Genomic DNA, 20,302 nt, shown 5'->3' with positions numbered 1-20,302 from the left:
TTGTAATAGCAATAACCCTATGCCGCTATCGGGGTTTTCCACATGACTCCATACCTATTTCAAATTAGAACTTAATAGATTTTCGTTTGAAAACGAGGTGAGAAATAGGGAAATAGACTTAAAAAACGTCTAACTGATTTGGGGTTTTCTTTAGTAGAATAGAAAAAGTAGAGAATTTCTTAAAAGAGATAGGGGGTCATCTCATGCTTGAAGGAAAAATCATAAAATTCTACCGAGAGCTTAGAAATATGACACAAAAAGAGCTCGGAGACGGAATTTGTTCAGGTACACATGTGAGTAAGATCGAGCGAGGACTGACTGAGGTTTCCGATGAAACGATTCATTTTTTAGCGAATCGATTACAGATTGATATTCAAAATGAGATGAATTTGTACAGAAACGTGGAACTTCTCTTAAGAAAGTGGGAAGAAGCAATCATCATGAAGCTGGAAGTCAAAACAGAAACCATCAAAAAGCAACTCGAACAGATTCCTTTGTTGCAGATTCCAGATTTTTATCGCACTCACACCCTTTTGTTAACACGCTATTACATACTTACCGAACAAAGAAAAAAGACAGAAACCCTTCTTCAAGAGATGGAAAAGTGGACTGAACTCTCACATCGTGAACTAAGCATGCTTCTACATATTAAAGGAATCTACGGACTTCAAATGAAACATGATTACTACGAAGCGATCGATCTCTTGAAACAGGTAGACCCTACCTACTACAACAACCCGGAATATTATTATCATATGGCTGTCGCGTATCACTCTACCAATTCACGCGTTCTGTCATACTATTACGCTAGCAAAGCACTTAACTATTTTGAAAAATCCCATTGCTATGTAAGAGTGATTGAAACTGAGATGCTGATGCTGATTCAAATCGAACAAGAGCAAACAAGCGGACCTCAAAGCGAAAAATATCAAGAACTTATCGAAATGTGTGAGAACTTTGGCTTGGAGAAACAAAAGGCGCTTCTTCTTCACAACTTTGGCTATCATTCGATTCTTCATGGACATTTTGAAGATGCGTGCCGGCACTACAAAGAATCGATGCAGCTAAAAGATCCTAGCACTTCAAACTATTTAGGATCTCTCGAAGGGTATGTGAACGCAGCTACTCTTCTTGGAAAAGAACCTGTGACAACCATCCTTCAACTCGCACAAAAAGGATTGAAAACAGCGCAAGAAACCAGCAGCACGACATTTGTTCACTTCTTTCACATGCATATCTATCGATTGAAAAAGCAAGACGATCTTTATTTTCACTATCTTGAAACAGAATTATATCCACATTTAAAAAAGCAGGGCTATGTATTACCCGCTGAACACTATGAGATCAAGCTGTTTGATTTTTATAATCGAAACGTAAATTTAGAAAAAGCAAATATGTACGCACAATATATAGCGGACAAAAACCGCCGTTCGAATCAGTTTGTTTGATAAAGAAAGGAAGCCGAAATTGGCTTCCTTTTCAAATTATTTATGAAGGACGTTTCATCTCCACGACCTTATTTTCTTCTTCCATGGCGAGCTGTTCTTTCGCGAGCTTCTTCTTATAGACCACGCGTGACAGCATGATGCTAATCTCATAAAGGACGAGAAGTGGGATGACGACTAGAAAATCTGATACTAAATCTGGCGGTGTGATCAAGACGGCAACGACAACAAGTCCGAAATACGAGACTTTTCTTGCTTTCGTTAAGACGTGCGGATTTAAGATACCAAGCGATGTTAGGAACATCACCACTAACGGAATCTCAAACAAAAAGCCGAACGGAAGCGTTAGATTCATCATGAACTTAAAGTATTTTTCCGAGGTAAAGAATGTTTGAAAATGCCCTTCCGATAGACCTAGAAGGAAATTTAGAACCATTGGGTACACGATAAAATAACCGAACGCTAAACCGAGTACGAATAAGAAAAATAGTGCCGGAATATAAGACAGCGTTACCTTCTGCTCTCTGTTACTCAATGCCGGTTTGATGAACATCCACGTCTGATGCGCGGCAACCGGAATGGTGAACGCGATCGCGATGACACCGGATATCATAAAATACACCCATAAAATCTCGCTTGGTCCAAGAACGGCAAGCTGCTGATCAAGATCTCGAATCAGCCAGTCGTAAATCGGCTGAACGTAGAAAAAGGAAACAGAAAGAACGGTTATGAATACCGCGAGCGTGATAATAATGCGTTTTCTAAGCTCACCAAGGTGTTCAACGAAAAACATTTCTTCAGCTTTCATCCTACACAGCCTCCTTTCTTTAAATAGCGGTTCATTTTTAATTTGTTGTGCCGTGTTTGGACTCTAGATTCATGTGTATTGAAGTTCAATCCAGAAGTTTAGGCTTTCAATCCACAAGTTTTGACTCTCAATCCACGAGTTTCGACCCTCAATCCACAAATTTCAGCTTCCAATCCACGAGTTTAAAATCGCAACAGGTATAAAGAAAAAAGATGCGGACTCTAACCGTGCCCGCATCTTCTCCTTTTCTTTATTTAGACTGCGGCTTTTCTTCTTTTTCATCCGAAGACATGAGGTCTTTTGCTGAGTGCTTGAATTCGCGAAGCGTGCTTCCGAATGCTCGTCCGATCTCTGGCAGCTTAGAAGGTCCGAAAATGATAAGAGCAATGATTAAGATCAAGATCAATCCTGGTACTCCGATGTTTGTGAAACCCATGTAGATCGCCTCCTCAAATTTTGGTGATCAATCGTTTTATTCCGTACTAACAAGAAATTAGAATCTGAAACCAGTAATCGCTACAACAGATGGACGCGGTGTGTTGCCTCCACGAACTTGCGGCCATGTGCTTGTAGGATTAGCTTTATCTTCCGTTTCCTCACCAGGATGCTGAATACTTAAGAACAACGTTTTTTCGTTCGGTGTAAAAGATGGTCCTGTTAACTCTGCTTCTTTTGGAGCAGATGCAAACTGGAACGCCTCTCCTTTTTCACGACCGATCGTAGGAATCATGAACATGCCGTTGTTACCAAAGCTTGTCCACGCACCAGAATTCAGCTTACTTGATGAAATATCGGTCACCGTCCATAGGTTTGCATTTGAATCGAACGTTAGGTTGTCAGGCGCACTGAATCCACTTTGACGACCGCCAGCTGCAAAGATCTCAAACTCAAAGCTTTCTGCCCCATGATCTTCGTCTTTTTCAAAAAAGCGTGTGATATGGCCATGAATGTTACCGTGCTTGTCGTTGTTCGTGTGTGCGATGAATACTGTCCCATCCAGTGGTGAAATCTCCACATCTTCCGGACGATCTGTCGGTGTCGCGCCTAGAAGGATGGCAGCATCATGTGCGTTAACCACTACATCACCTTGTGTTTTGAACTTTTCTAAAAGGTCAGCTTTCCCTGCTGCTTTTTCACGAACAGCTTCAATCGTTAATGGAAGCCATTTTCCGTTTGCAAGATCTGCTGCATAAAGTGTTCCTTCTTCTAAAAGCTTGCTGTTGTCTTTGCCTTTTGCAGCGGCATATTTGCCTTTACTCACAAACTTGTACACACATGCATCCTTTTTGTCATCTCCCATATAAACAACGACTCGTCCATCGTTCGAGATTCCAACGCTAGCATTTTCATGGTTGAAGCGTCCAAGAGCTGTGTGCTTTCTGACTTTGAAGTTCGGATTAAAAGGATCGACTTCAATCACCCAGCCATAATGAGTTTGATCCAGATTAGCTGCTTTTGACGTATCTTCAAAGTTTTCTTCACAAGATAAAACCGTGTTCCATGGTGTACGTCCGCCAGAACAGTTCGCAAACGTTCCTTGTGCCTTTGTTGCACCATTTACAGCTGCTGTTCCTTTCGCTGGCCCAGTTAGTGCGAAAGGTGTGAGTCCTGTTACTCGTCGAGCGTATATCGAATTTTTATCCATTACCCACTTGCCGTTCTTCACTTTCACTTCAATAATAGAACCGCCTTGATTGTAGAGCATCTTTTCAATCTGAGCAGAAGTATATTTATCGTTTACTTTTTCACCTTCCACATATAATGGGTTCGTGTATTCATGGTTTACCCAAAGCAAGCCATGTTCACTTGATTTGTCGATCGGAAAGTACATCGTAAAATCATTGTTGAATCCAAACGTGTCACCATTTTTATTAATCACATCACCATAAGATGCAATCACTTCATATTTATATCCTTTTGGCAAAACAAGATCATCTTTGTCCGTTGGTGCGATCGGGTGAAACTTAAACCCTTTTTTACGAGGTTTCATGCGCATCAAGCTGTCTGATTGAGCGTTAGCTGTGTCTGATAAAGCGCCTAATCCTGTCGTAGCTGCAGCAAGTGCCGTTGCGCCTGTACCCAAATATGTTAAAAAGGTTCTTCTATCCAATGGCTTCTTTTCCATGTCATTTCCCCCTAGACCCATAAAATTGATGTTGCACCTATAAGAATACGGTCGAAATGTTAAGCCACTATGTAGAGGATTTAAACAAACGTTTAAGAATTTTTTGTTTTTTATAAAGTTACGATGTTTGCCGACATAAAATGAACATGGCTAACGATAGAGTCAGAAGGAATTGATAATTACCTCATCAAACCTTTTAACAGGTGAAGATTTCTGCTATAGAAAATATAAGTTGGGAAAATAGGGCAATTTCCTTTATACTAAAGAAGACAGATGTCCATGTTTTTTCCCAATATACATTCCATCTTAGATAGGTATAATTAACTAGAGAGCTTTATTAGGAGTGAAGCCATGCAGATAGAAGTGGGGAGTTTCGTCATTTATAACGGCCAGGAGTATCAAGTCGTTTGGATTTATGACAATGGAAACGTTGAGATTGTAACAGACGGACAACATAGAAAGATCGAACTCGTACAAGAGGGAGATCTCACACACATACGATAAAAAAACTTCCGGAAGCAAATAGCCCGGAAGTTTTGTTTTTGTTTCGGTTCATTTTTGTTGTTTGTGTTTCATAGTTTGTAATGGAAGCTTACTTGTCTCTAAGTACTAGAAAGTTTTTGGTTTTTAACACCCTCGAAAAGTTGATTGGAGCTGAAGGTGCGCAGACTCCTGCGGGACTAGCGGTCAGGTGAGACACTTAAAGGCGCGAAGCGGCAAGTGGCTCACCGCCTGCCCCGCGGAAAGCGAAGCACCTGGAGCGCAGATCAACTCTTTCAAACATCGAAGCTTAATCAAAATGGTTTTTTTACAACTTAGACCGTAAATAAGAATCAATAAACGGCGTGATCTCGCCATCCATCACAGACTGCACATTACCAACCTCAGTATTCGTCCGGTGATCCTTCACAAGACTATAGGGATGGAAAACATAAGAGCGAATCTGACTCCCCCACCCGATCTCCTTCTGCTCACCACGAATTTCATTCAACTGCGCCTGCTGCTCTTCCAAACGACGCTGCACCAATTTCGCCATCATCATCTTCATCGCACGCTCACGGTTCTTGATCTGCGAACGCTCCGTTTGACACGAAACGACCGTGTTCGTTGGGATATGTGTCATACGAACAGCAGAGTCAGTCGTGTTAACGTGCTGACCACCTGCTCCAGACGCACGGTACGTATCAATCTTAAGATCTTCTGTACGAATTTCGATCTCAGTATCATCTGTGATCTCGGGCATCACTTCACACGAAACGAATGACGTGTGACGGCGGCCTGAAGAATCAAACGGTGAAATACGAACAAGGCGGTGAACCCCTTTTTCAGCCTTCAAATAGCCATAAGCATTATGTCCTTTAATGCTAAGTGTTACGGATTTAACTCCAGCTTCATCACCAGGTAAATAATCAAGTGTTTCTACTTTATAGCCTTGGCGCTCCGCATAACGCGTGTACATACGAAGCAGCATCGACGCCCAGTCTTGAGACTCTGTACCACCCGCACCTGGGTGAAGTTCTAAGATCGCGTTGTTTTTATCATACGGTTCGTTCAATAAAAGCTGAAGCTCAAAATCATTCAGCTTCGTGATTAAGGTTTTTAAATCTTTTACAAGTTCTTTCTGAAGATCTTCATCCGCTTCTTCTTTTACAAGCTCGTGCGCGATTTCTAGATCTTCATAAGCGGAAGCAAGTTCTTCAAACTCGTTCACTTGTTCTTTTAATCCGTTCGCTTCATTTATCACGACTTGTGCTGCGTTCTGATCATCCCAAAACGTTGGTGCACTCATCTCTTCATCTAGTTCTGCGATACGCGCTTTCTTTGTATCGAGGTCAAAGTGACCCCCTAAAGTCGTTGATACGTTTTTCAATCACGTTTAATTCCTGTTTTACTTCTACTAAATCCATAGTTTGCACCTCATCTTATAGTTGTTCCATCTTTAAAATATGCGAACGTTGTTCAAAATAATCCTTTTTCACATCTGATTACAAGCGCAAAGAGAGCCTATAAAAAGACTCTCTTCACTCACGCAACTTTCTATTCTTGTTCAGCTCCGTGACATTGCTTGTATTTCTTTCCGCTTCCGCATGGACAAGGATCATTACGCTTGATGTCTTGTGCTTTACGAACCGGTTTCTTCTTTTTCGATGTATCTTCTTTATCGCTCGGGACAACGGCTTTACCTTCAGCCACTTGTTCACGCTGCATGTTTTGCTCGATCTGCGATTTTAAGATATAAGTTGTAACTTCTTCCTCGATCGCCGCAACCATCGCTTCAAACATCTCGAAGCCTTCAAACTGGTATTCACGCAACGGATCGTTCTGACCGTAAGCACGAAGATGGATACCTTGACGAAGCTGTTCCATCTGGTCGATATGATCCATCCATTTGCTATCAACAGAACGTAGGATTACTGCTTTTTCGAACTCAGCGATCTGTTCAGCAGGAAGCTGTGTTTCTTTTTCAGCAAACGCCGCGTGTACTTTCGCTTGAATCTTCTCAATGATCTCTTCACGATCTAGACCGAATAGATCTTTTTCTGTGAACGTCGGCTCTGTGAACATGACAGCATTCACATAGTCTGCGATTTCTTTCGTGTTCCACTCTTCTTGAACTTCCGCTTCTGGTGTATGAACCGTAACGATTCGCTCAAGTGTAGAATCGATCATGCGAAGAACGATATCACTTAAGTTCTCAGCATCTAGCACTTCTTGACGCTGTGCGTAGATGATCTCACGCTGCTGACGCATAACATCGTCATATTGCAGAAGCTGTTTACGAGCATCAAAGTTCGACCCCTCTACACGTTTTTGTGCAGATTCAACGGCTTTTGTAACCATTTTAGACTCGATTGGCGTCTCTTCATCCATGCCAAGACGCTCCATCATCGTCATCAAGTTGTCTGAACCGAATCGACGCATCAATTCATCTTCCATTGAGATGTAGAAACGAGATGAACCTGGGTCTCCTTGACGACCCGCACGACCACGCAACTGGTTATCGATACGGCGTGATTCGTGACGCTCTGTACCAAGGATGTGCAGTCCGCCAACATCAAGAACTCCTTCACCAAGCTTGATATCCGTACCACGACCGGCCATGTTCGTTGCGATCGTAACCATGCCAAGCTGACCCGCATTTTCGATGATCTCTGCTTCACGCTCATGGTTTTTCGCGTTCAACACGTTATGCTTGATCTTACGCTTCGTTAAAAGCTGTGAAAGTAGTTCAGATGTTTCAACGGCAACCGTACCAACAAGGATCGGCTGTCCTGTTTTATGACGCTCTTCGATTTCAGCAGCAATCGCTTTGAACTTGCCTTGCATCGTTTTATAAATAAGATCTGCTCTGTCATCACGCGCGATCGGACGGTTCGTCGGGATACAGATAACATCCATGTTGTAGATGTTGCGGAATTCTTCTTCTTCCGTTTTCGCTGTACCCGTCATACCAGCAAGCTTATTGTACATACGGAAGTAGTTCTGGAACGTGATCGTCGCAAGTGTCATGCTCTCACGCTGAATCTCCAAACCTTCCTTCGCTTCGATCGCTTGGTGAAGTCCATCACTGTAACGACGACCAGCCATCAAACGTCCTGTGAACGGGTCAACGATCACGATCTCGCCGTCTTGAACGACATAATCCACATCACGCTGCATGATGATGTTCGCTTTTAACGCTTGGTTAATATGGTGATTCAGTGTTACGTGCTGATAATCATATAAGTTATCGATCGAGAACATCTGCTCCGCTCTGTTGATACCTTCTTCAGAAAGCTGAACGTTCTTCGTCTTTTCATCTACTGTATAATCTGTTTCTTTTTTCAGCTGACGCACGAACATGTTCGCCATCTGATAAAGCTGTGTTGATTTTTGAGCAGAACCTGAAATGATCAACGGTGTACGCGCTTCGTCAATTAAAATCGAGTCAACCTCATCGACGATCGCATAGTTACGGCGCTGAACCATCTGTTCTTTATAAACCACCATGTTGTCACGCAGATAATCGAAGCCGAACTCATTGTTCGTACCGTAAGTGATGTCAGCTGCGTACGCATCACGCTTCTCTTCTTTCGAAAGGTCAGATACGTTCAATCCAACACTTAAACCTAAGAAATTGTATAGTGGTGCCATGATCTCAGAGTCACGACGAGCCAAATATTCATTGACTGTAACAACGTGAGTACCTTTGCCATCTAGTGCGTTCAAATAAATAGGCATTGTCGCAACTAGTGTTTTACCTTCACCGGTTTTCATCTCGGCAATGTTACCTTCATGAAGCGCAACCGCACCCATAATCTGTACAGGGTAGTGACGCATGTTCAATACTCGAGCTGATGCTTCACGCACAGTCGCAAACGCTTCAGGGAGAAGGTCATCCAGAGATTCCCCTTTTTCGATACGGCTCTTGAACTCAGCCGTTTTGTTCGCCAAAGCTTCATCATTTAAAGCCTTAAACTCTTCAGCTAACGTTTCCACTTTTTCCGCAACTCTTTCGTATCTATTCAACGTTCGGTCATTGGAACTTGGAAAAATCTTTTTCAAAATGCTAATCATCCGAATAACGCTCCCTGTTCTCGAAAATTATATACCACTTCTATTCTACCAGTTTGTGAAACGAGCCACAAGAAATCCCAAATCTTTTCATCGGAATTGTAGCATTCATCGTAAAGAAACTTCCTATATATGTGAAAAATTTGACACTTTCATAGAGACTGTAGACCTAAATTTTGGTAAAATAATATAAAGATGGATGGGGGAGGTTCTGAATGGAAAACACAGATCTAGACAGGACAAATAACGCTGGGCAAGGACAAAAAGCGCAGCTGCAGCAAAATAAGCAGCGAAGTGAAAAAAGCAAAACGATCATTCTCACCCTCGTTCTCAGCTTCTTCATCATCGGAGGCCTTGGCACATGGGGATATTATTCACTGTTCGGACCAAATTCTGCAGCGAGTGTAGATGCACCTTCTGATGAGGAATTAACGGAGGCTGAAAAATCGAGCGGCACTGCTCTTTTCAAGCCAACCATTGAAGTTCCAAAGACCGAGATCCAAAGACGAATCAATGTAATTCACGAATTTTGGAACGGTGAGCTCGGCTATGATAAATGGTCGAAATATAACATAGACACACATACACCTGTACTAAACGATATTGAAATTGATATACGAAATAAGATTCTGCCCTATGTTGCGGGTCCATTAAAGGCAGACATCAAGACCGCTCTTGATAAAATTGAGAAAAGTAAAAGTTCTGAGAGTGTAGAGCCACTAAAAGGCGTTCACCGCATTTTTCACGATCTCGATATATCGTTGAACGGCTACAAAGCTAGTGATTATTGGGACGTGACGGAAACAGGTAAATGGCTTAAGAAAGAAATAAAAGAATAGGTAGATTGGGCACTGTTCTCGAGGTTTGCAGAGGGTGGTGTTTTTTTTGTTTGTTAAATCGAGTCATTTGAGTGTTGATTCGACTGAAGGATCCAGGAGATAGATAGTGAACTTTGTCGAACTTTCGATAAATAATTTTATCCGTGAAATTATTGCTGTTATACGTGAATATATTGCAAATTACCGTGAATAAAAAGCAGTTATCCGTGAATATATTTCATGGTGTATTTTTGAGGGAGACATAATGACTTTGTGTCCATCAGATACGTAATTTTTCCTATAACTCACATATTTATAGGGGATAATCCTCTTCCCCCTGCGCATAAAAAAGAACTTCTCAATTTTTGAGAAGTTCTCTGCATACATTTTTACGATTTCGCCGTCGTCATATAATGATCTTTCAACTGATCACGCAGTGTCCGTTTTAAAAACTTACCAACCGACGTTTTCGGGATCTCATCCATGAACACGATATCGTCTGGAATCCACCACTTCGCAAACTGCGGTCTCAAAAACTCCACAATGTCTTCTTTTGGCACTTTTCCTTTTGCCTCAGGCTTCAACACGACACATGCGAGTGGTCGCTCCTGCCATTCCGGATGAGGGACGGCGATAACAGACGCTTCGAAAACATCTGGAAACGCCATGATTGCATTCTCTAGATCAACAGACGATATCCACTCACCACCGCTCTTGATGAGGTCTTTCGTCCGGTCGACGATCTTCACGAACCCTTCTTCATCTACCGTAACGACATCCCCAGTATGAAGCCAGCCGTCGTTGAACGTCCCTTCCGTGCGGTCATCGTTATAATATTCGTCCGCGATCCAGTTCGAACGCAGCAACAGCTCACCCATCTCGTGACTGTCCCACTTCACTTCTCCGTTCGCACCGATCACTTTCATCTCAACACCTTGCACAACATAACCTTGTTTTGCTTTGTAATCAAATTTCGTTTCTTCGTCCAGACCCTCTTGATACGTTTTCAGTCGCGTTGCGATTACAAGTGGACTCGTTTCCGTCATACCATAAGCATGCATGAACGGAATGTTATGTTTTTCTTCGAACGTTTTTATCATCCCTTTAGGTGCAGCAGATCCTCCGCAAATAACCGCTCGAAGACTAGAAGTATCATAACTATTCTGTTCGAGTTCTTGAAGGAGTCCCATCCAGATCGTTGGTACACCAGCAGCAAAGGTTACTTTTTCCATCTCAATCAGTTCCGCTAAAAGCTGTGGCGTGAATCGCGGTCCAGGCATCACTTGCTTCGAACCGAACCAGGTTGCCGCATACGGAAGTCCCCAAGCATTTACGTGGAACATCGGCACAACTGGCATAAGAACATCACTTTCTGATACAGAACCGCCATCAGCAAGTCCTAGTGACATTGAGTGAAGCACGGTCGAACGGTGCGTGTACGTTACGCCTTTTGGGTTTCCTGTCGTGGCAGACGTATAGCACATCCCGACTGGATCGTTCTCATCGACATCCTGCGGAAATTCATAAGCCGGGTCACCGGTTTCTAAAAGTTTTTCATAATGATAGAGAGGCTGAAGCGGCGATTGCGGCAGCTCGTCTTCATCGGTCATCAATATATACGCTTTTACATTTGGAATATGGTCTTTAAGAGCTTCAACAAGAGGTAGAATGTCCTGATCGACGAATAAAATCTGGTCATCGGCGTGATTGATAATGTATGCAATATGCTGAGGGGAAAGTCGGATATTAATCGTATGAAGTACAGCTTCAACACCAGGAATGGCGAAATAAGCTTCTAGATGACGATGGTGGTTCCATGCAAGTGTTCCAACCCGCTCACCTTTTTGAACACCAAGGCGTTTTAGCGCGCTCGAAAGCCTGCGTGTTCGCTCACCAATCTCCCGGTAGCTGAACTTCCTGATCCCGGACATCGTGCGGCTCGTTACTTCTTTTTTAGCAAAATACCGTTCCGCATGCTCTAGCATACTTGTAACTCGAAAAGGCACATTCATCATCATAACTTCTTCTCCTCCTTAAATAGTAAACATAGTCATTAGTGTAAGCGTTTTCTTGTTACTCACTAGTTCCCCTTACCTACTTCAAAATCCTGCTGTTAAAACAGATTAGAGTTGAACAAAACGTAGAAAAACACGAAAAATATTTTTCAGCTGAAGAAAGTTTGAAATTCTATCCAGTTTTTGCGTTAAACTTATAAGGAAAAGCAGAAAAAGGAGGGTTTTGGATGCCTGATTGGTCGTATCATACCTTTTTTAAACCACTCTTGTTTCGCATGACATCCGAAACAAGCCGTGATCTCACATTACATACAATGAATACCCTCGCCAAACTGCCATTTGGTGATAAAATCATACAATTTTTCGGTCATATGCAGCCTAGCAAACAATTAGAGCGGAAGGTTGCCGGAATCACCTTCCCCTCACCTGTTGGCATTAGTGGTGCATTAGATCCCTTTCTGAACGGAACAAGAGCGTTCACCAACCTTGGCTTTGGTTTTATTGAAGTAGGACCGATAACCGTTCTGCCACTAAAATCAGAAAAAACAATTAGACGGGACTTGGTAAAAGAAACGCTTGTATATGAACACCTTCAAGAAAATCTAGGTCTCGATGCCGCTCTAGTAAAACTTCAATCTATGAAGATAAAGACGATTCCAATGGGGATATTGATTAAGGGAGAAACACTGCAGGATTATGAGAAGCTTGTTCAAAAACTGGATACACATGCTGCTTTCTTCATTATCGATGTGCTAGGTGCTTCTTATCTGAAGCAAATTCGGGAGAGAACATCAAAACCTCTAATGTTAGAACTAAATCATCAGACTCTTAAGTGCCTTTCAGAAGCTATTTCTGTAGACGGTTATATCATTCGCGAAGGAATGGAAAGTGATGATGGGGTCGAACTCGGACAGATGGAAATGCATCAGCTAAAAGAAAGTATTCACCAGCTCTTACCTTATAACAAACCGATCATAACTTCTGGTGGCGTTCATGAACCGAGTGATGCGATGGAACTTTTTCAAGAAGGCGCATCTCTCATTCAACTGCATAGCGGATTTGTTTATTCCGGACCCGGTCTTCCGAAGCGCATCAACGAACGCATTTTGCATGAAAAACACCCTATCTCTAAATCTGTTGAACAAACAGGCTGGATCTCCTTTTTCCTGATGGGACTTGGCGTTTTCGTAGCAGGCTTTATCGCACTATTTATTGGACTGACTGAAGTTCTCTTACCGTATGACGAACAATATTTAGGCATACAAAAAGAAGAGATTCAAACGTTTAGTCATCACCTGTTTCATTTCATGTCTCATGATCGGATATGTTTAGCTGGTGTTATGATCTCAGCAGGTTTCATGTTCATGCAGCTTTCGTATCACGGGATTCGAAAAGGTGAACATTGGGCGAAAAAAGCGTATGTGATTGCTGCATCTCTCGGTTTCTTAAACATCTTTTACTTTATGGGCTTCGGCTATTTTGACAAGCTTCACTTTGTTTATTATTTAATCATTCTTCCGTTTTTTCTTTACGGGCTTTATCGATCTCGGAACATGACTGTGGGATCAAAAGGGTCGAATCTGTATAACACGTTATCTTGGAAAAAAAGTCAGCTTGGCCAGAGTTTATTTGTTATCTCAGGTATGTGCTTGCTCTCTGCAGGAATCGTGATTTCCATCATCGGAATGAACGGTGTTTTTGTAAAAGAAGACTTAATGTTCTTTGCCCTTACACCAGAACAAATCACTACATTCAACGATAAATTAATTCCATTGATCGCCCATGATCGTGCTGGTTTCGGTGGTGCACTAATCTCAGAAGGATTTCTATTGTTAACCATCGCATTATGGGGATATCGTGAAGGAGCAATATGGGTGTGGTGGACACTGTTACTTGGCGGTTTGCCTGGATTCTTAACAGGTGTCGGTACACATTTTATAATCGGGTACGACAACCACTTTCACCTTTCACCCGCTTATCTATTGTTTGTCTTTTACTTTGTAGGATTGGTTTACTCTTATGGTTATTTAAATCGTAGTAAGAATCAAATAAATGCTGTATCTGTGCTGGAAGCAAAAAAAGTGTAGACGTGGAGTCTGCACTTTTTATTTTGCTTGTGTTTGTTTTTGAAGGTGAATCGCTTTTTTTATAGCAAGGATCGTTCCTAAATGAATACCTTCATGATAAAACGTGCGAGGCAGTACTTCCGCAAATGTATTCATCCCTAGTTCAGTTGGTTCATCTAGCTCCTGGTGAAGTCGATGACCAAACTGCTCCTGAATCACTTGTATCTGCTCCATCAAACGGTGACGAAGCTCTTGAAGCGTTGGAGGCGTCTGCTGCCAATTCTCTGGCTTCGTTCCAAATCCGAATAACTCTCGATAATGAATCGGCGCTGGATTATCTTCACGCGTTTTATGATACAGCCAATCGTACTGATCCAAAAAAATATGCCCCAAGTTCCAGCGAATGTTGTTGTTGAAACCCTCAGGAATAAAATCCGCTTCCTCCTCAGTCAGTCCTTCCACAGCACTCAAGGTATCGTGGCGAAAAGCTGTGAGCTGTTTTAACAGGATATCGTTTTTCATGGTAAGTGGCTCCTCCATTTAGAAAATATCAGCAAGATTTACCTTTTATCGGCGAGATTTAGAATATATCGGCAAGAATCCATTTTTATCGGCGAGTTTTCAATTATATCGACGAGTTCTCGAATATATCGGCAACCTTGCTTCCTAAACATAAAACACACCCCAGAAGAATCATGGGGTGTGTAGTCTAGTTTGGTATATGTTAGTTCGTTCCTGCAATCAGGCCATATTTGCCGTCTTTACGTCTGTACACGACGTTCATCTCACCAGATTCAGCGTTGTTGTAAACGAAGAAGTTATGGCCGAGTAATCCCATTTGGAGAATGGCTTCCTCAGTGTCCATTGGTTTCAGATCGAATCGCTTTTCACGTACGATCTCGAAATCGTCCTCTTCCTCTAACAGTGCCGTTGATACGCCTTCTGTACCGTTAGCAAACATGTGCTTTGTGCCTTCAGCATTTCTAAATTTACGGTTTACTTTTGTTTTGTGTTTTCGAATTTGACGCTCTAATTTTTCTACCACCAAATCAATCGCAGCGTATAAATCCAAATGACGTTCCTCTGCACGAAGCAGCAGGCCCTTCATCGGTATCGTAACCTCAATGGATTGTTCATTGTTGTACACCTTTAGATTGACGTGTACTTCAGAGTTTGGAGTTTCGTTAAAGTATTTTGTGAGTTTCGTCACCTTTTTCTCAACGTAAGCCCTAATGGCTTCTGTCACCTCGATGTTTTCTCCACGAATGTTAAAATGCATAACTTAACTCCTCCTTTCGGTGATGTATATATATTTCGATATACCCCAAAAGAATTCCTCCGTAACATTTAAAATATTTTGACAATTTTTTTACACTATCGACAAATTCTTTACAATGGTTACAAACCTTATGAGACCGGGCAAAATCCAATCAGCCACGAATCAAAAAAAATATTTTCACGAAACAAAATTTCCGTTTCTTATATTTACCAATTCAGTTTTGAAGCAAAAAAAATAAATTTGACTTACATTCTGTAAGTTTCAAACTATGTGGTATACTAGGAACTAACCTTTAAAGCTTAAAACATTTTACAAAACCTGTTTCATCGCCCTACTCGATCCTTGAGTGGGGTTTTTTTATGTAAACTTTTTTAAACAAAACAAAAAAAACAGGCTCTAAAAAGAACCTGTTTTCATATAACGAAGCTTATGCTTTTTGAACGTTAGCAGCTTGAGCGCCACGAGCACCTTGCTCAACTTCGAAAGTTACTTTTTGACCTTCGTCTAAAGATTTGAAACCATCAGTTTGGATAGCTGAGAAATGTACGAATACATCGTCTCCGTTTTCGCGCTCGATGAATCCGAAACCTTTTTCTGCGTTAAACCATTTTACTGTACCTTGTTCCATGTTTGTTGCCTCCTAGTGCGTTACCACACGATATATTGCTACTCTTGCCCAAAGTATTGCTAAAGAAGAAAAGTCGAAACTCATACAATCTTTTACGCCGAACAAAAATAATCTATCACCATCATAACAGTGATTGCGTTATGATGCAAACTAATCATTCATAATATGAAATATTTGCTAAAAGTAAAAACCCGCCTGCCTGAACAGACGGGATTAAAAGTATGGTCATATTGCCTGGAATTATAGTTTAGTTACGTTAGCCGCTTGAGGCCCACGAGCTCCATCTACAATATCAAACTCGACTTGCTGACCTTCATCTAGGCTCTTGAATCCTTCAGTGTTGATTGCAGAGAAGTGTACGAACACATCGTCTCCGTCTTCGCGCTCGATAAATCCAAAACCTTTTTCTGCGTTAAACCATTTTACTTTTCCTAACATGTTTCACAATCCCTTCATCATGCGAATCTTTGTATAGATCTTCTATACACTTTATAGTATGACATATACCCAAAAAAGTTGTCAAAGGCTTAAGATTGGCGAAAAATAAGAAGTTTTGTCGAAAAATATCAGTGATTAAAAATGAATAAATATACAATAATAACTACGAATATTCATCAGAATGACACAAGAACACTTTATGAAGAAATACCCTATTACTCCAGATTATTCATTGTCTATTACGGTACAGTTGATATCCGATAACAATACCATTACAAAAATGGATATAAGGTTCTTACTTAGTTCCCATTCTGTTACATTTGCTGATGTGATTTATTTGCCAGCTTAAATCAAACAATCATAAATTTAACATGTAATGAGGGATTTTATATGATAAAAGAATGGAACTTATTACGAGTTATTGCCTGCTTATCAATCGTTTTCTTGCACAGCACTTCTCAAATAGGATTAGCCACAGGGTTTCCAGAAACAGAATACTACCAATTATTAAGAACCATTCTATGTTATGCAACTCCTACATTTATCGTATTATCTGAAATTATTTTAGCTAATCGATATCCAGATCAGTTGCCAGAAAAATTTTGGACGAAACGACTAAAATGGATTTTTGCTCCATATGTTTCCTTTGCGATAATTGACGCATTAGTGAGTTACAAACTAAGTCCTAGTACAATTGATTTAAAACAAATGATCCTAAACAACATTTTCTTAGGGCAGTTTGAGGGATATTTTATTCTTATCATCTTTCAATTTTATGTCTTACATTATTTTGTGACTAAATATAAAATTTCTATAAATGTATTGATTCCAGTAAGTATTCTTTTAATGATCTTCCATTTTGAAATTCTGAACGGGAATTTTGCTTTCGTACAAGAAAATATGGGTATATTAAAAATTCCATTCACAGCATGGTTTGGGTATTTTACAATTGCCTATGTTATAGGAAAGCATTACACAAAAGTATCAGCACTTCTTTATAAACACAAATGGCTCACCCTAGTTGGTGTAATAATTTCATTGTTTGGTGTATTTATCTTTTTTAAAGCAGGATATACAAGCGTCGGTTCACGAAGAATAGACTTATTGCCACTATCAATTACTATCAGTGCAGCGGTCATTGCATGGGGACAACTCATAAAAAACTTTAAAATCATTAATAACATCAGCAATTATTCATTTGGAATTTATTTAATTCATTGGCAAATTCAACGATATTTTGGAAATGACATCGCTCAATTATTCGATAGTACATTTTCAAGGGTAATTGCCCTATTTTTCATATCTTTAGTGGCTTCCATGGCAATCATTAAAATTGTGTCAATGTTGCCATTTGGCTCATTTGTAATCGGAAATGTAAAAAGAAAACAATCGAAATTGAAAACTTTACAACAAAAAGTAGCGTAATAATAAAACCCCAAAAGAATTAATCTTTTGGGGTTTTATTCTACATCTGCGAAACCATCTGTGCGAGCTTTGCACAAACAATTGCACCATACGTTCCAACGATGTTACCGAGTAACCCCATTAAAAGGCCGACTGGTGCAAGCGCTGGTTGGAAAACAGAAGCTACAACAGGTGCAGAGCTTGTCCCACCGATGTTTCCTTGTGAGCCAACCGCAACGAAAAACATAGGAGAACGCAATAACTTAGCTGCTCCAAACAAGAAAAGAATATGAATGGCAAGCCATACGATTCCCATTAAGATATATTGAGGTGCTTCTACGACATAGATCAGATTCGCTTTTGCCCCGATTGTAGCAAGCAATAGATAGATTCCTGCGTACCCTACTTTACTCGCTCCGTAATTTTCAAGTTCACGAACTTTTGTAAAGGATAGCACGATTCCAATCGCAGAGATGATCATGATTGTCCAAGTTGCAGTGTTTAGAATATCTCCTTGTGGCAGCTTCTCGGAAAACTTCCCTACGATAAACGCTAGACCAAAACCAAGACCAAGAATTGCAAGCAATTGAGGTACGGCGATCGGACGAGCATTCTTTTTCTCAAGTTCACCAACCTGCTTGTTCACTTCTCCAATGATGCGGTTGTCAGCTTTATTCCACTTGTCAAAACGAGCTTGATAACCCGCAAGTGCGATCATGATTCCCATCCAGCTGTATCCAACAACCGTATCAACAACGATGATCGGTGATAGAATGTGTTCTGGTGTGTCCACCGCTTCAACGAGCGCAGCCATATTCGCAGAGCCCCCGATCCAGCTTCCAGCTAATGCAGCTACACCTGTCCAAGCGTCCTCTGGTAAGTACGGCTGGAAGATCGCGAGCGCTATTGGTCCTCCAACGATTACACCTACCGTTCCCGCTAAGAACATGAGGATCGCTTTCGGTCCAAGTTTGAGTGTCGCTTTTACATTGATAGATAAAAGCAATAACAGCAATCCAACCGGCAGTATGTAAGCGGAAACAAAACTGTATAAATCAGAACTTGAAGGTATGATGCCAAGAGTCGTTGAGATCATCGGCAAAAAATACGTCCAGATCAGTGGCGGCGCATAATGGAAAAACTTCCGTAGAATGTGGTTTTTGGATTCGCCCAAGATGAATACGAAGCCAACTAGCGCTACTAGATAAGCAAAAATCGCCATCGGCTCCTGAATGAGCGGTCCGTTTGATGTTGCAAACATATCCCTATTCCCCCTTAAAAAGATTTAAGTGACAAGTATACACTAAAAAACAATCATTACCTGTATAGTCCTTCAATTGCAAAGAGTGGGAATAGTAGCAACTTTTTTACACTTCTAATCGGAGCTTGCCCACATATAATTCACTATACAGCGTAGGAACATTAAACAGTTGTTTAAAAGGAGGCAATGGACGTTGCTGCAAATGATTGAAAAAGTCGTACTAGCTATGGCGGCCATTCGTATTTTATCCGGTACCCTTGAGATTACGGCAGCCCTATTCATGCTGCACTATAATACAGTAGAACGAGCACTCGTCATCAATTCCCTGCTTTCCATCATCGGGCCGATCATCTTTTTCTCGACGATGACGCTTGGGATCTATGGATTATCAACGAAACTGTCGTTCGGCAGTTTGATCTGGATCATGTTAGGTGTCGTTTGTATTGTTTATGGAATCAAAAGATAAATAAAGAATAAGATAATTAAAACCGATATCCAGACAAATAAGTCAGAAACTCTTGTTGTTTACCATGATTGTACTTCGTTAACGCATACGTATGAGCATCCGGAATGTCCACTGAGTCACAGTCCACCTCTAGCAATCGTCCTTCTAACAGCTCTCTTCTTACGGTTGATAACGGTAAGAACGAGATTCCTAACCCTTCCGCAATAAATCGTTTTGTTATATGAATCTGAGACACCTTCATCATCCGAACGCCGGGATAACGGAATTTCACACGTCTGCAAAGATCATCCCAATATCCTGGATGGTTATGGGTCAATAGGTAGTTTGAAAGCAGCACTTCTTTTTCATCTAGCGGAGGTGCTGCTTCAAAATCCAACCCATCGTGCGTTGCCACTAATACGATCTTATCTTGATAAAGCATCTGACTCGTAATCTCAGCATGCAAACTTCCTAGACAAGAAAGCCCAAGGTCCACATCCTCGTTTAAAACCGCTCTCTCAATATCTTCTGAATCAATGATTTTTATCGATATCTCCACATCAGGATTGGCTTTTACATATCGTTTCAAAACAGAAGGCAGAATCGTATCTGCAATGAGCGGTGAGATTCCGATACAAAGCTTCGTATCATAGCCTTGCTGGAACGCATTTAGATCTTCAAGTCCACTTTCATACACTTCCATCAGTTTTCTCGCATGCTGCAGGTACCTTCTCCCTTCAGCCGTCAGCTTCACTCTTCTACCATCTCGTAAAAATAGTGACATCCCTAATTCAGATTCCAACATTTTAATATGTACTGAAACAGAGGGCTGAGAAACATGGAGGATTTCAGACGTTCTTCTAAAATTCTCACATTCTGCCGCAGTGATAAACGTTTGTAGCCAAGAGAATTCCATCTCCCTGCCATCCCTCCTGATTAACTTTTCTTATTAAATCAATTAAAAACAATTAATATCATAAATCAATTTCGTTCTATACAATGATACTAAATAATGG

At 41.1% G+C, this 20,302-nt stretch carries 18 protein-coding genes; 6 read left to right on the top strand and 12 right to left on the bottom strand.

Annotated features, from left to right (window positions below; all coding sequences use genetic code 11):
* Positions 1-203: 203 nt before the first annotated feature.
* Complete coding sequence (locus tag IHV11_RS00195) at positions 204-1,448, top strand: helix-turn-helix domain-containing protein (protein WP_197193370.1); 1,245 nt, start codon at positions 204-206, stop codon at positions 1,446-1,448.
* Positions 1,449-1,488: 40 nt separating this feature from the next.
* Here IHV11_RS00195 and tatC read toward each other — a convergent pair whose 3' ends face one another.
* From tatC to IHV11_RS00180, 3 genes are all read right to left on the bottom strand, one after another.
* The gene (tatC, locus tag IHV11_RS00190) at positions 1,489-2,253 is read right to left on the bottom strand and encodes a twin-arginine translocase subunit TatC (RefSeq protein ID WP_197193369.1); all 765 of its coding nucleotides are present in this window, start codon (positions 2,251-2,253) and stop codon (positions 1,489-1,491) included.
* A 250-nt stretch (positions 2,254-2,503) separates the two neighbouring features.
* On the bottom strand, positions 2,504-2,689 hold the full coding sequence (gene tatA, locus IHV11_RS00185; RefSeq protein WP_197129014.1) for a twin-arginine translocase TatA/TatE family subunit: 186 nt from the start codon (positions 2,687-2,689) through the stop codon (positions 2,504-2,506).
* A 57-nt stretch (positions 2,690-2,746) separates the two neighbouring features.
* The gene (locus IHV11_RS00180; protein WP_197193368.1) at positions 2,747-4,378 is read right to left on the bottom strand and encodes a PhoX family protein; all 1,632 of its coding nucleotides are present in this window, start codon (positions 4,376-4,378) and stop codon (positions 2,747-2,749) included.
* A 351-nt stretch (positions 4,379-4,729) separates the two neighbouring features.
* On the opposite strand from IHV11_RS00180, the gene IHV11_RS00175 reads away from it, so the two are divergent.
* On the top strand, positions 4,730-4,882 hold the full coding sequence (locus IHV11_RS00175; RefSeq protein WP_197129008.1) for a hypothetical protein: 153 nt from the start codon (positions 4,730-4,732) through the stop codon (positions 4,880-4,882).
* A gap of 304 nt (positions 4,883-5,186) precedes the next feature.
* Here IHV11_RS00175 and prfB read toward each other — a convergent pair.
* Positions 5,187-6,285, bottom strand: a protein-coding gene (prfB, locus tag IHV11_RS00170) for a peptide chain release factor 2 (RefSeq protein ID WP_231620161.1) whose coding sequence is annotated in 2 segments (ribosomal slippage) — positions 5,187-6,215 and positions 6,217-6,285 — 1,098 coding nt in all. Because the reading frame shifts where the segments join, the coding sequence is not laid out codon by codon here.
* Positions 6,286-6,415: 130 nt separating this feature from the next.
* Complete coding sequence (gene secA / locus IHV11_RS00165; RefSeq protein WP_197193367.1) at positions 6,416-8,935, bottom strand: preprotein translocase subunit SecA; 2,520 nt, start codon at positions 8,933-8,935, stop codon at positions 6,416-6,418.
* A 212-nt stretch (positions 8,936-9,147) separates the two neighbouring features.
* Here secA and IHV11_RS00160 point away from each other — a divergent pair, with 212 nt between their 5' ends.
* On the top strand, positions 9,148-9,771 hold the full coding sequence (locus IHV11_RS00160; protein ID WP_197193366.1) for a hypothetical protein: 624 nt from the start codon (positions 9,148-9,150) through the stop codon (positions 9,769-9,771).
* 368 nt (positions 9,772-10,139) lie between these two features.
* On the opposite strand, the gene IHV11_RS00155 is transcribed toward IHV11_RS00160, so the two are convergent.
* The gene (locus tag IHV11_RS00155; RefSeq protein ID WP_197193365.1) at positions 10,140-11,768 is read right to left on the bottom strand and encodes a long-chain fatty acid--CoA ligase; all 1,629 of its coding nucleotides are present in this window, start codon (positions 11,766-11,768) and stop codon (positions 10,140-10,142) included.
* A gap of 224 nt (positions 11,769-11,992) precedes the next feature.
* On the opposite strand from IHV11_RS00155, the gene IHV11_RS00150 reads away from it, so the two are divergent.
* The gene (locus tag IHV11_RS00150; RefSeq protein WP_197193364.1) at positions 11,993-13,852 is read left to right on the top strand and encodes a dihydroorotate dehydrogenase; all 1,860 of its coding nucleotides are present in this window, start codon (positions 11,993-11,995) and stop codon (positions 13,850-13,852) included.
* Between the two features lie 18 nt (positions 13,853-13,870).
* On the opposite strand, the gene IHV11_RS00145 is transcribed toward IHV11_RS00150, so the two are convergent.
* The 4 genes from IHV11_RS00145 to IHV11_RS00130 form a co-directional block, all read right to left on the bottom strand.
* Positions 13,871-14,353: a DinB family protein gene (locus IHV11_RS00145; protein WP_231620160.1), complete on the bottom strand. Its 483-nt coding sequence runs from the start codon at positions 14,351-14,353 to the stop codon at positions 13,871-13,873.
* Positions 14,354-14,555: 202 nt separating this feature from the next.
* The gene (gene hpf / locus IHV11_RS00140) at positions 14,556-15,110 is read right to left on the bottom strand and encodes a ribosome hibernation-promoting factor, HPF/YfiA family (RefSeq protein WP_144697887.1); all 555 of its coding nucleotides are present in this window, start codon (positions 15,108-15,110) and stop codon (positions 14,556-14,558) included.
* A 427-nt stretch (positions 15,111-15,537) separates the two neighbouring features.
* The gene (cspC, locus tag IHV11_RS00135; protein WP_077359956.1) at positions 15,538-15,738 is read right to left on the bottom strand and encodes a cold shock protein CspC; all 201 of its coding nucleotides are present in this window, start codon (positions 15,736-15,738) and stop codon (positions 15,538-15,540) included.
* 240 nt (positions 15,739-15,978) lie between these two features.
* Positions 15,979-16,176 (bottom strand): cold shock domain-containing protein, encoded by a 198-nt coding sequence (locus tag IHV11_RS00130; RefSeq protein ID WP_130296881.1) that lies wholly within the window; start codon positions 16,174-16,176, stop codon positions 15,979-15,981.
* A 390-nt stretch (positions 16,177-16,566) separates the two neighbouring features.
* Between IHV11_RS00130 and IHV11_RS00125 the strand changes: the two genes are divergently transcribed.
* Positions 16,567-17,601 carry an acyltransferase family protein gene (locus IHV11_RS00125; protein ID WP_197193362.1) on the top strand — a complete coding sequence of 345 codons (1,035 nt, stop codon included), beginning with the start codon at positions 16,567-16,569 and terminating at the stop codon, positions 17,599-17,601.
* A 40-nt stretch (positions 17,602-17,641) separates the two neighbouring features.
* On the opposite strand, the gene IHV11_RS00120 is transcribed toward IHV11_RS00125, so the two are convergent.
* A complete protein-coding gene (locus IHV11_RS00120; RefSeq protein ID WP_197128988.1) occupies positions 17,642-18,841 on the bottom strand; it encodes a DUF819 domain-containing protein in 1,200 nt (399 codons plus the stop codon).
* A 202-nt stretch (positions 18,842-19,043) separates the two neighbouring features.
* On the opposite strand from IHV11_RS00120, the gene IHV11_RS00115 reads away from it, so the two are divergent.
* Positions 19,044-19,307, top strand: a complete 264-nt coding sequence (locus IHV11_RS00115; protein WP_171005664.1) for a YqhV family protein — start codon at positions 19,044-19,046, stop codon at positions 19,305-19,307.
* A 16-nt stretch (positions 19,308-19,323) separates the two neighbouring features.
* On the opposite strand, the gene IHV11_RS00110 is transcribed toward IHV11_RS00115, so the two are convergent.
* Positions 19,324-20,202, bottom strand: a complete 879-nt coding sequence (locus tag IHV11_RS00110; protein ID WP_197193361.1) for a LysR family transcriptional regulator — start codon at positions 20,200-20,202, stop codon at positions 19,324-19,326.
* Positions 20,203-20,302: the final 100 nt, after the last annotated feature.

Source organism: Fictibacillus sp. 26RED30, assembly GCF_015903845.1.
In the GTDB taxonomy this organism is placed as follows: Bacteria; Bacillota; Bacilli; order Bacillales; family Fictibacillaceae; genus Fictibacillus; species Fictibacillus phosphorivorans.
Note: the sequence above shows the minus strand (reverse complement) of the source record. Positions and strands in the feature narration are given on the sequence as shown.

Excerpts from the sequence above, each read along its gene's own strand:
- IHV11_RS00195 (WP_197193370.1), top strand. The coding sequence starts at position 204 with ATGCTTGAAGGAAAAATCATAAAATTCTACCGAGAGCTTAGAAATATG.
- tatC (WP_197193369.1), bottom strand. The coding sequence starts at position 2,253 with ATGAAAGCTGAAGAAATGTTTTTCGTTGAACACCTTGGTGAGCTTAGA.
- tatA (WP_197129014.1), bottom strand. The coding sequence starts at position 2,689 with ATGGGTTTCACAAACATCGGAGTACCAGGATTGATCTTGATCTTAATC.
- IHV11_RS00180 (WP_197193368.1), bottom strand. The coding sequence starts at position 4,378 with ATGGAAAAGAAGCCATTGGATAGAAGAACCTTTTTAACATATTTGGGT.
- IHV11_RS00175 (WP_197129008.1), top strand. The coding sequence starts at position 4,730 with ATGCAGATAGAAGTGGGGAGTTTCGTCATTTATAACGGCCAGGAGTAT.
- secA (WP_197193367.1), bottom strand. The coding sequence starts at position 8,935 with ATGATTAGCATTTTGAAAAAGATTTTTCCAAGTTCCAATGACCGAACG.
- IHV11_RS00160 (WP_197193366.1), top strand. The coding sequence starts at position 9,148 with ATGGAAAACACAGATCTAGACAGGACAAATAACGCTGGGCAAGGACAA.
- IHV11_RS00155 (WP_197193365.1), bottom strand. The coding sequence starts at position 11,768 with ATGATGATGAATGTGCCTTTTCGAGTTACAAGTATGCTAGAGCATGCG.
- IHV11_RS00150 (WP_197193364.1), top strand. The coding sequence starts at position 11,993 with ATGCCTGATTGGTCGTATCATACCTTTTTTAAACCACTCTTGTTTCGC.
- IHV11_RS00145 (WP_231620160.1), bottom strand. The coding sequence starts at position 14,353 with ATGAAAAACGATATCCTGTTAAAACAGCTCACAGCTTTTCGCCACGAT.
- hpf (WP_144697887.1), bottom strand. The coding sequence starts at position 15,110 with ATGCATTTTAACATTCGTGGAGAAAACATCGAGGTGACAGAAGCCATT.
- cspC (WP_077359956.1), bottom strand. The coding sequence starts at position 15,738 with ATGGAACAAGGTACAGTAAAATGGTTTAACGCAGAAAAAGGTTTCGGA.
- IHV11_RS00130 (WP_130296881.1), bottom strand. The coding sequence starts at position 16,176 with ATGTTAGGAAAAGTAAAATGGTTTAACGCAGAAAAAGGTTTTGGATTT.
- IHV11_RS00125 (WP_197193362.1), top strand. The coding sequence starts at position 16,567 with ATGATAAAAGAATGGAACTTATTACGAGTTATTGCCTGCTTATCAATC.
- IHV11_RS00120 (WP_197128988.1), bottom strand. The coding sequence starts at position 18,841 with ATGTTTGCAACATCAAACGGACCGCTCATTCAGGAGCCGATGGCGATT.
- IHV11_RS00115 (WP_171005664.1), top strand. The coding sequence starts at position 19,044 with ATGATTGAAAAAGTCGTACTAGCTATGGCGGCCATTCGTATTTTATCC.
- IHV11_RS00110 (WP_197193361.1), bottom strand. The coding sequence starts at position 20,202 with ATGGAATTCTCTTGGCTACAAACGTTTATCACTGCGGCAGAATGTGAG.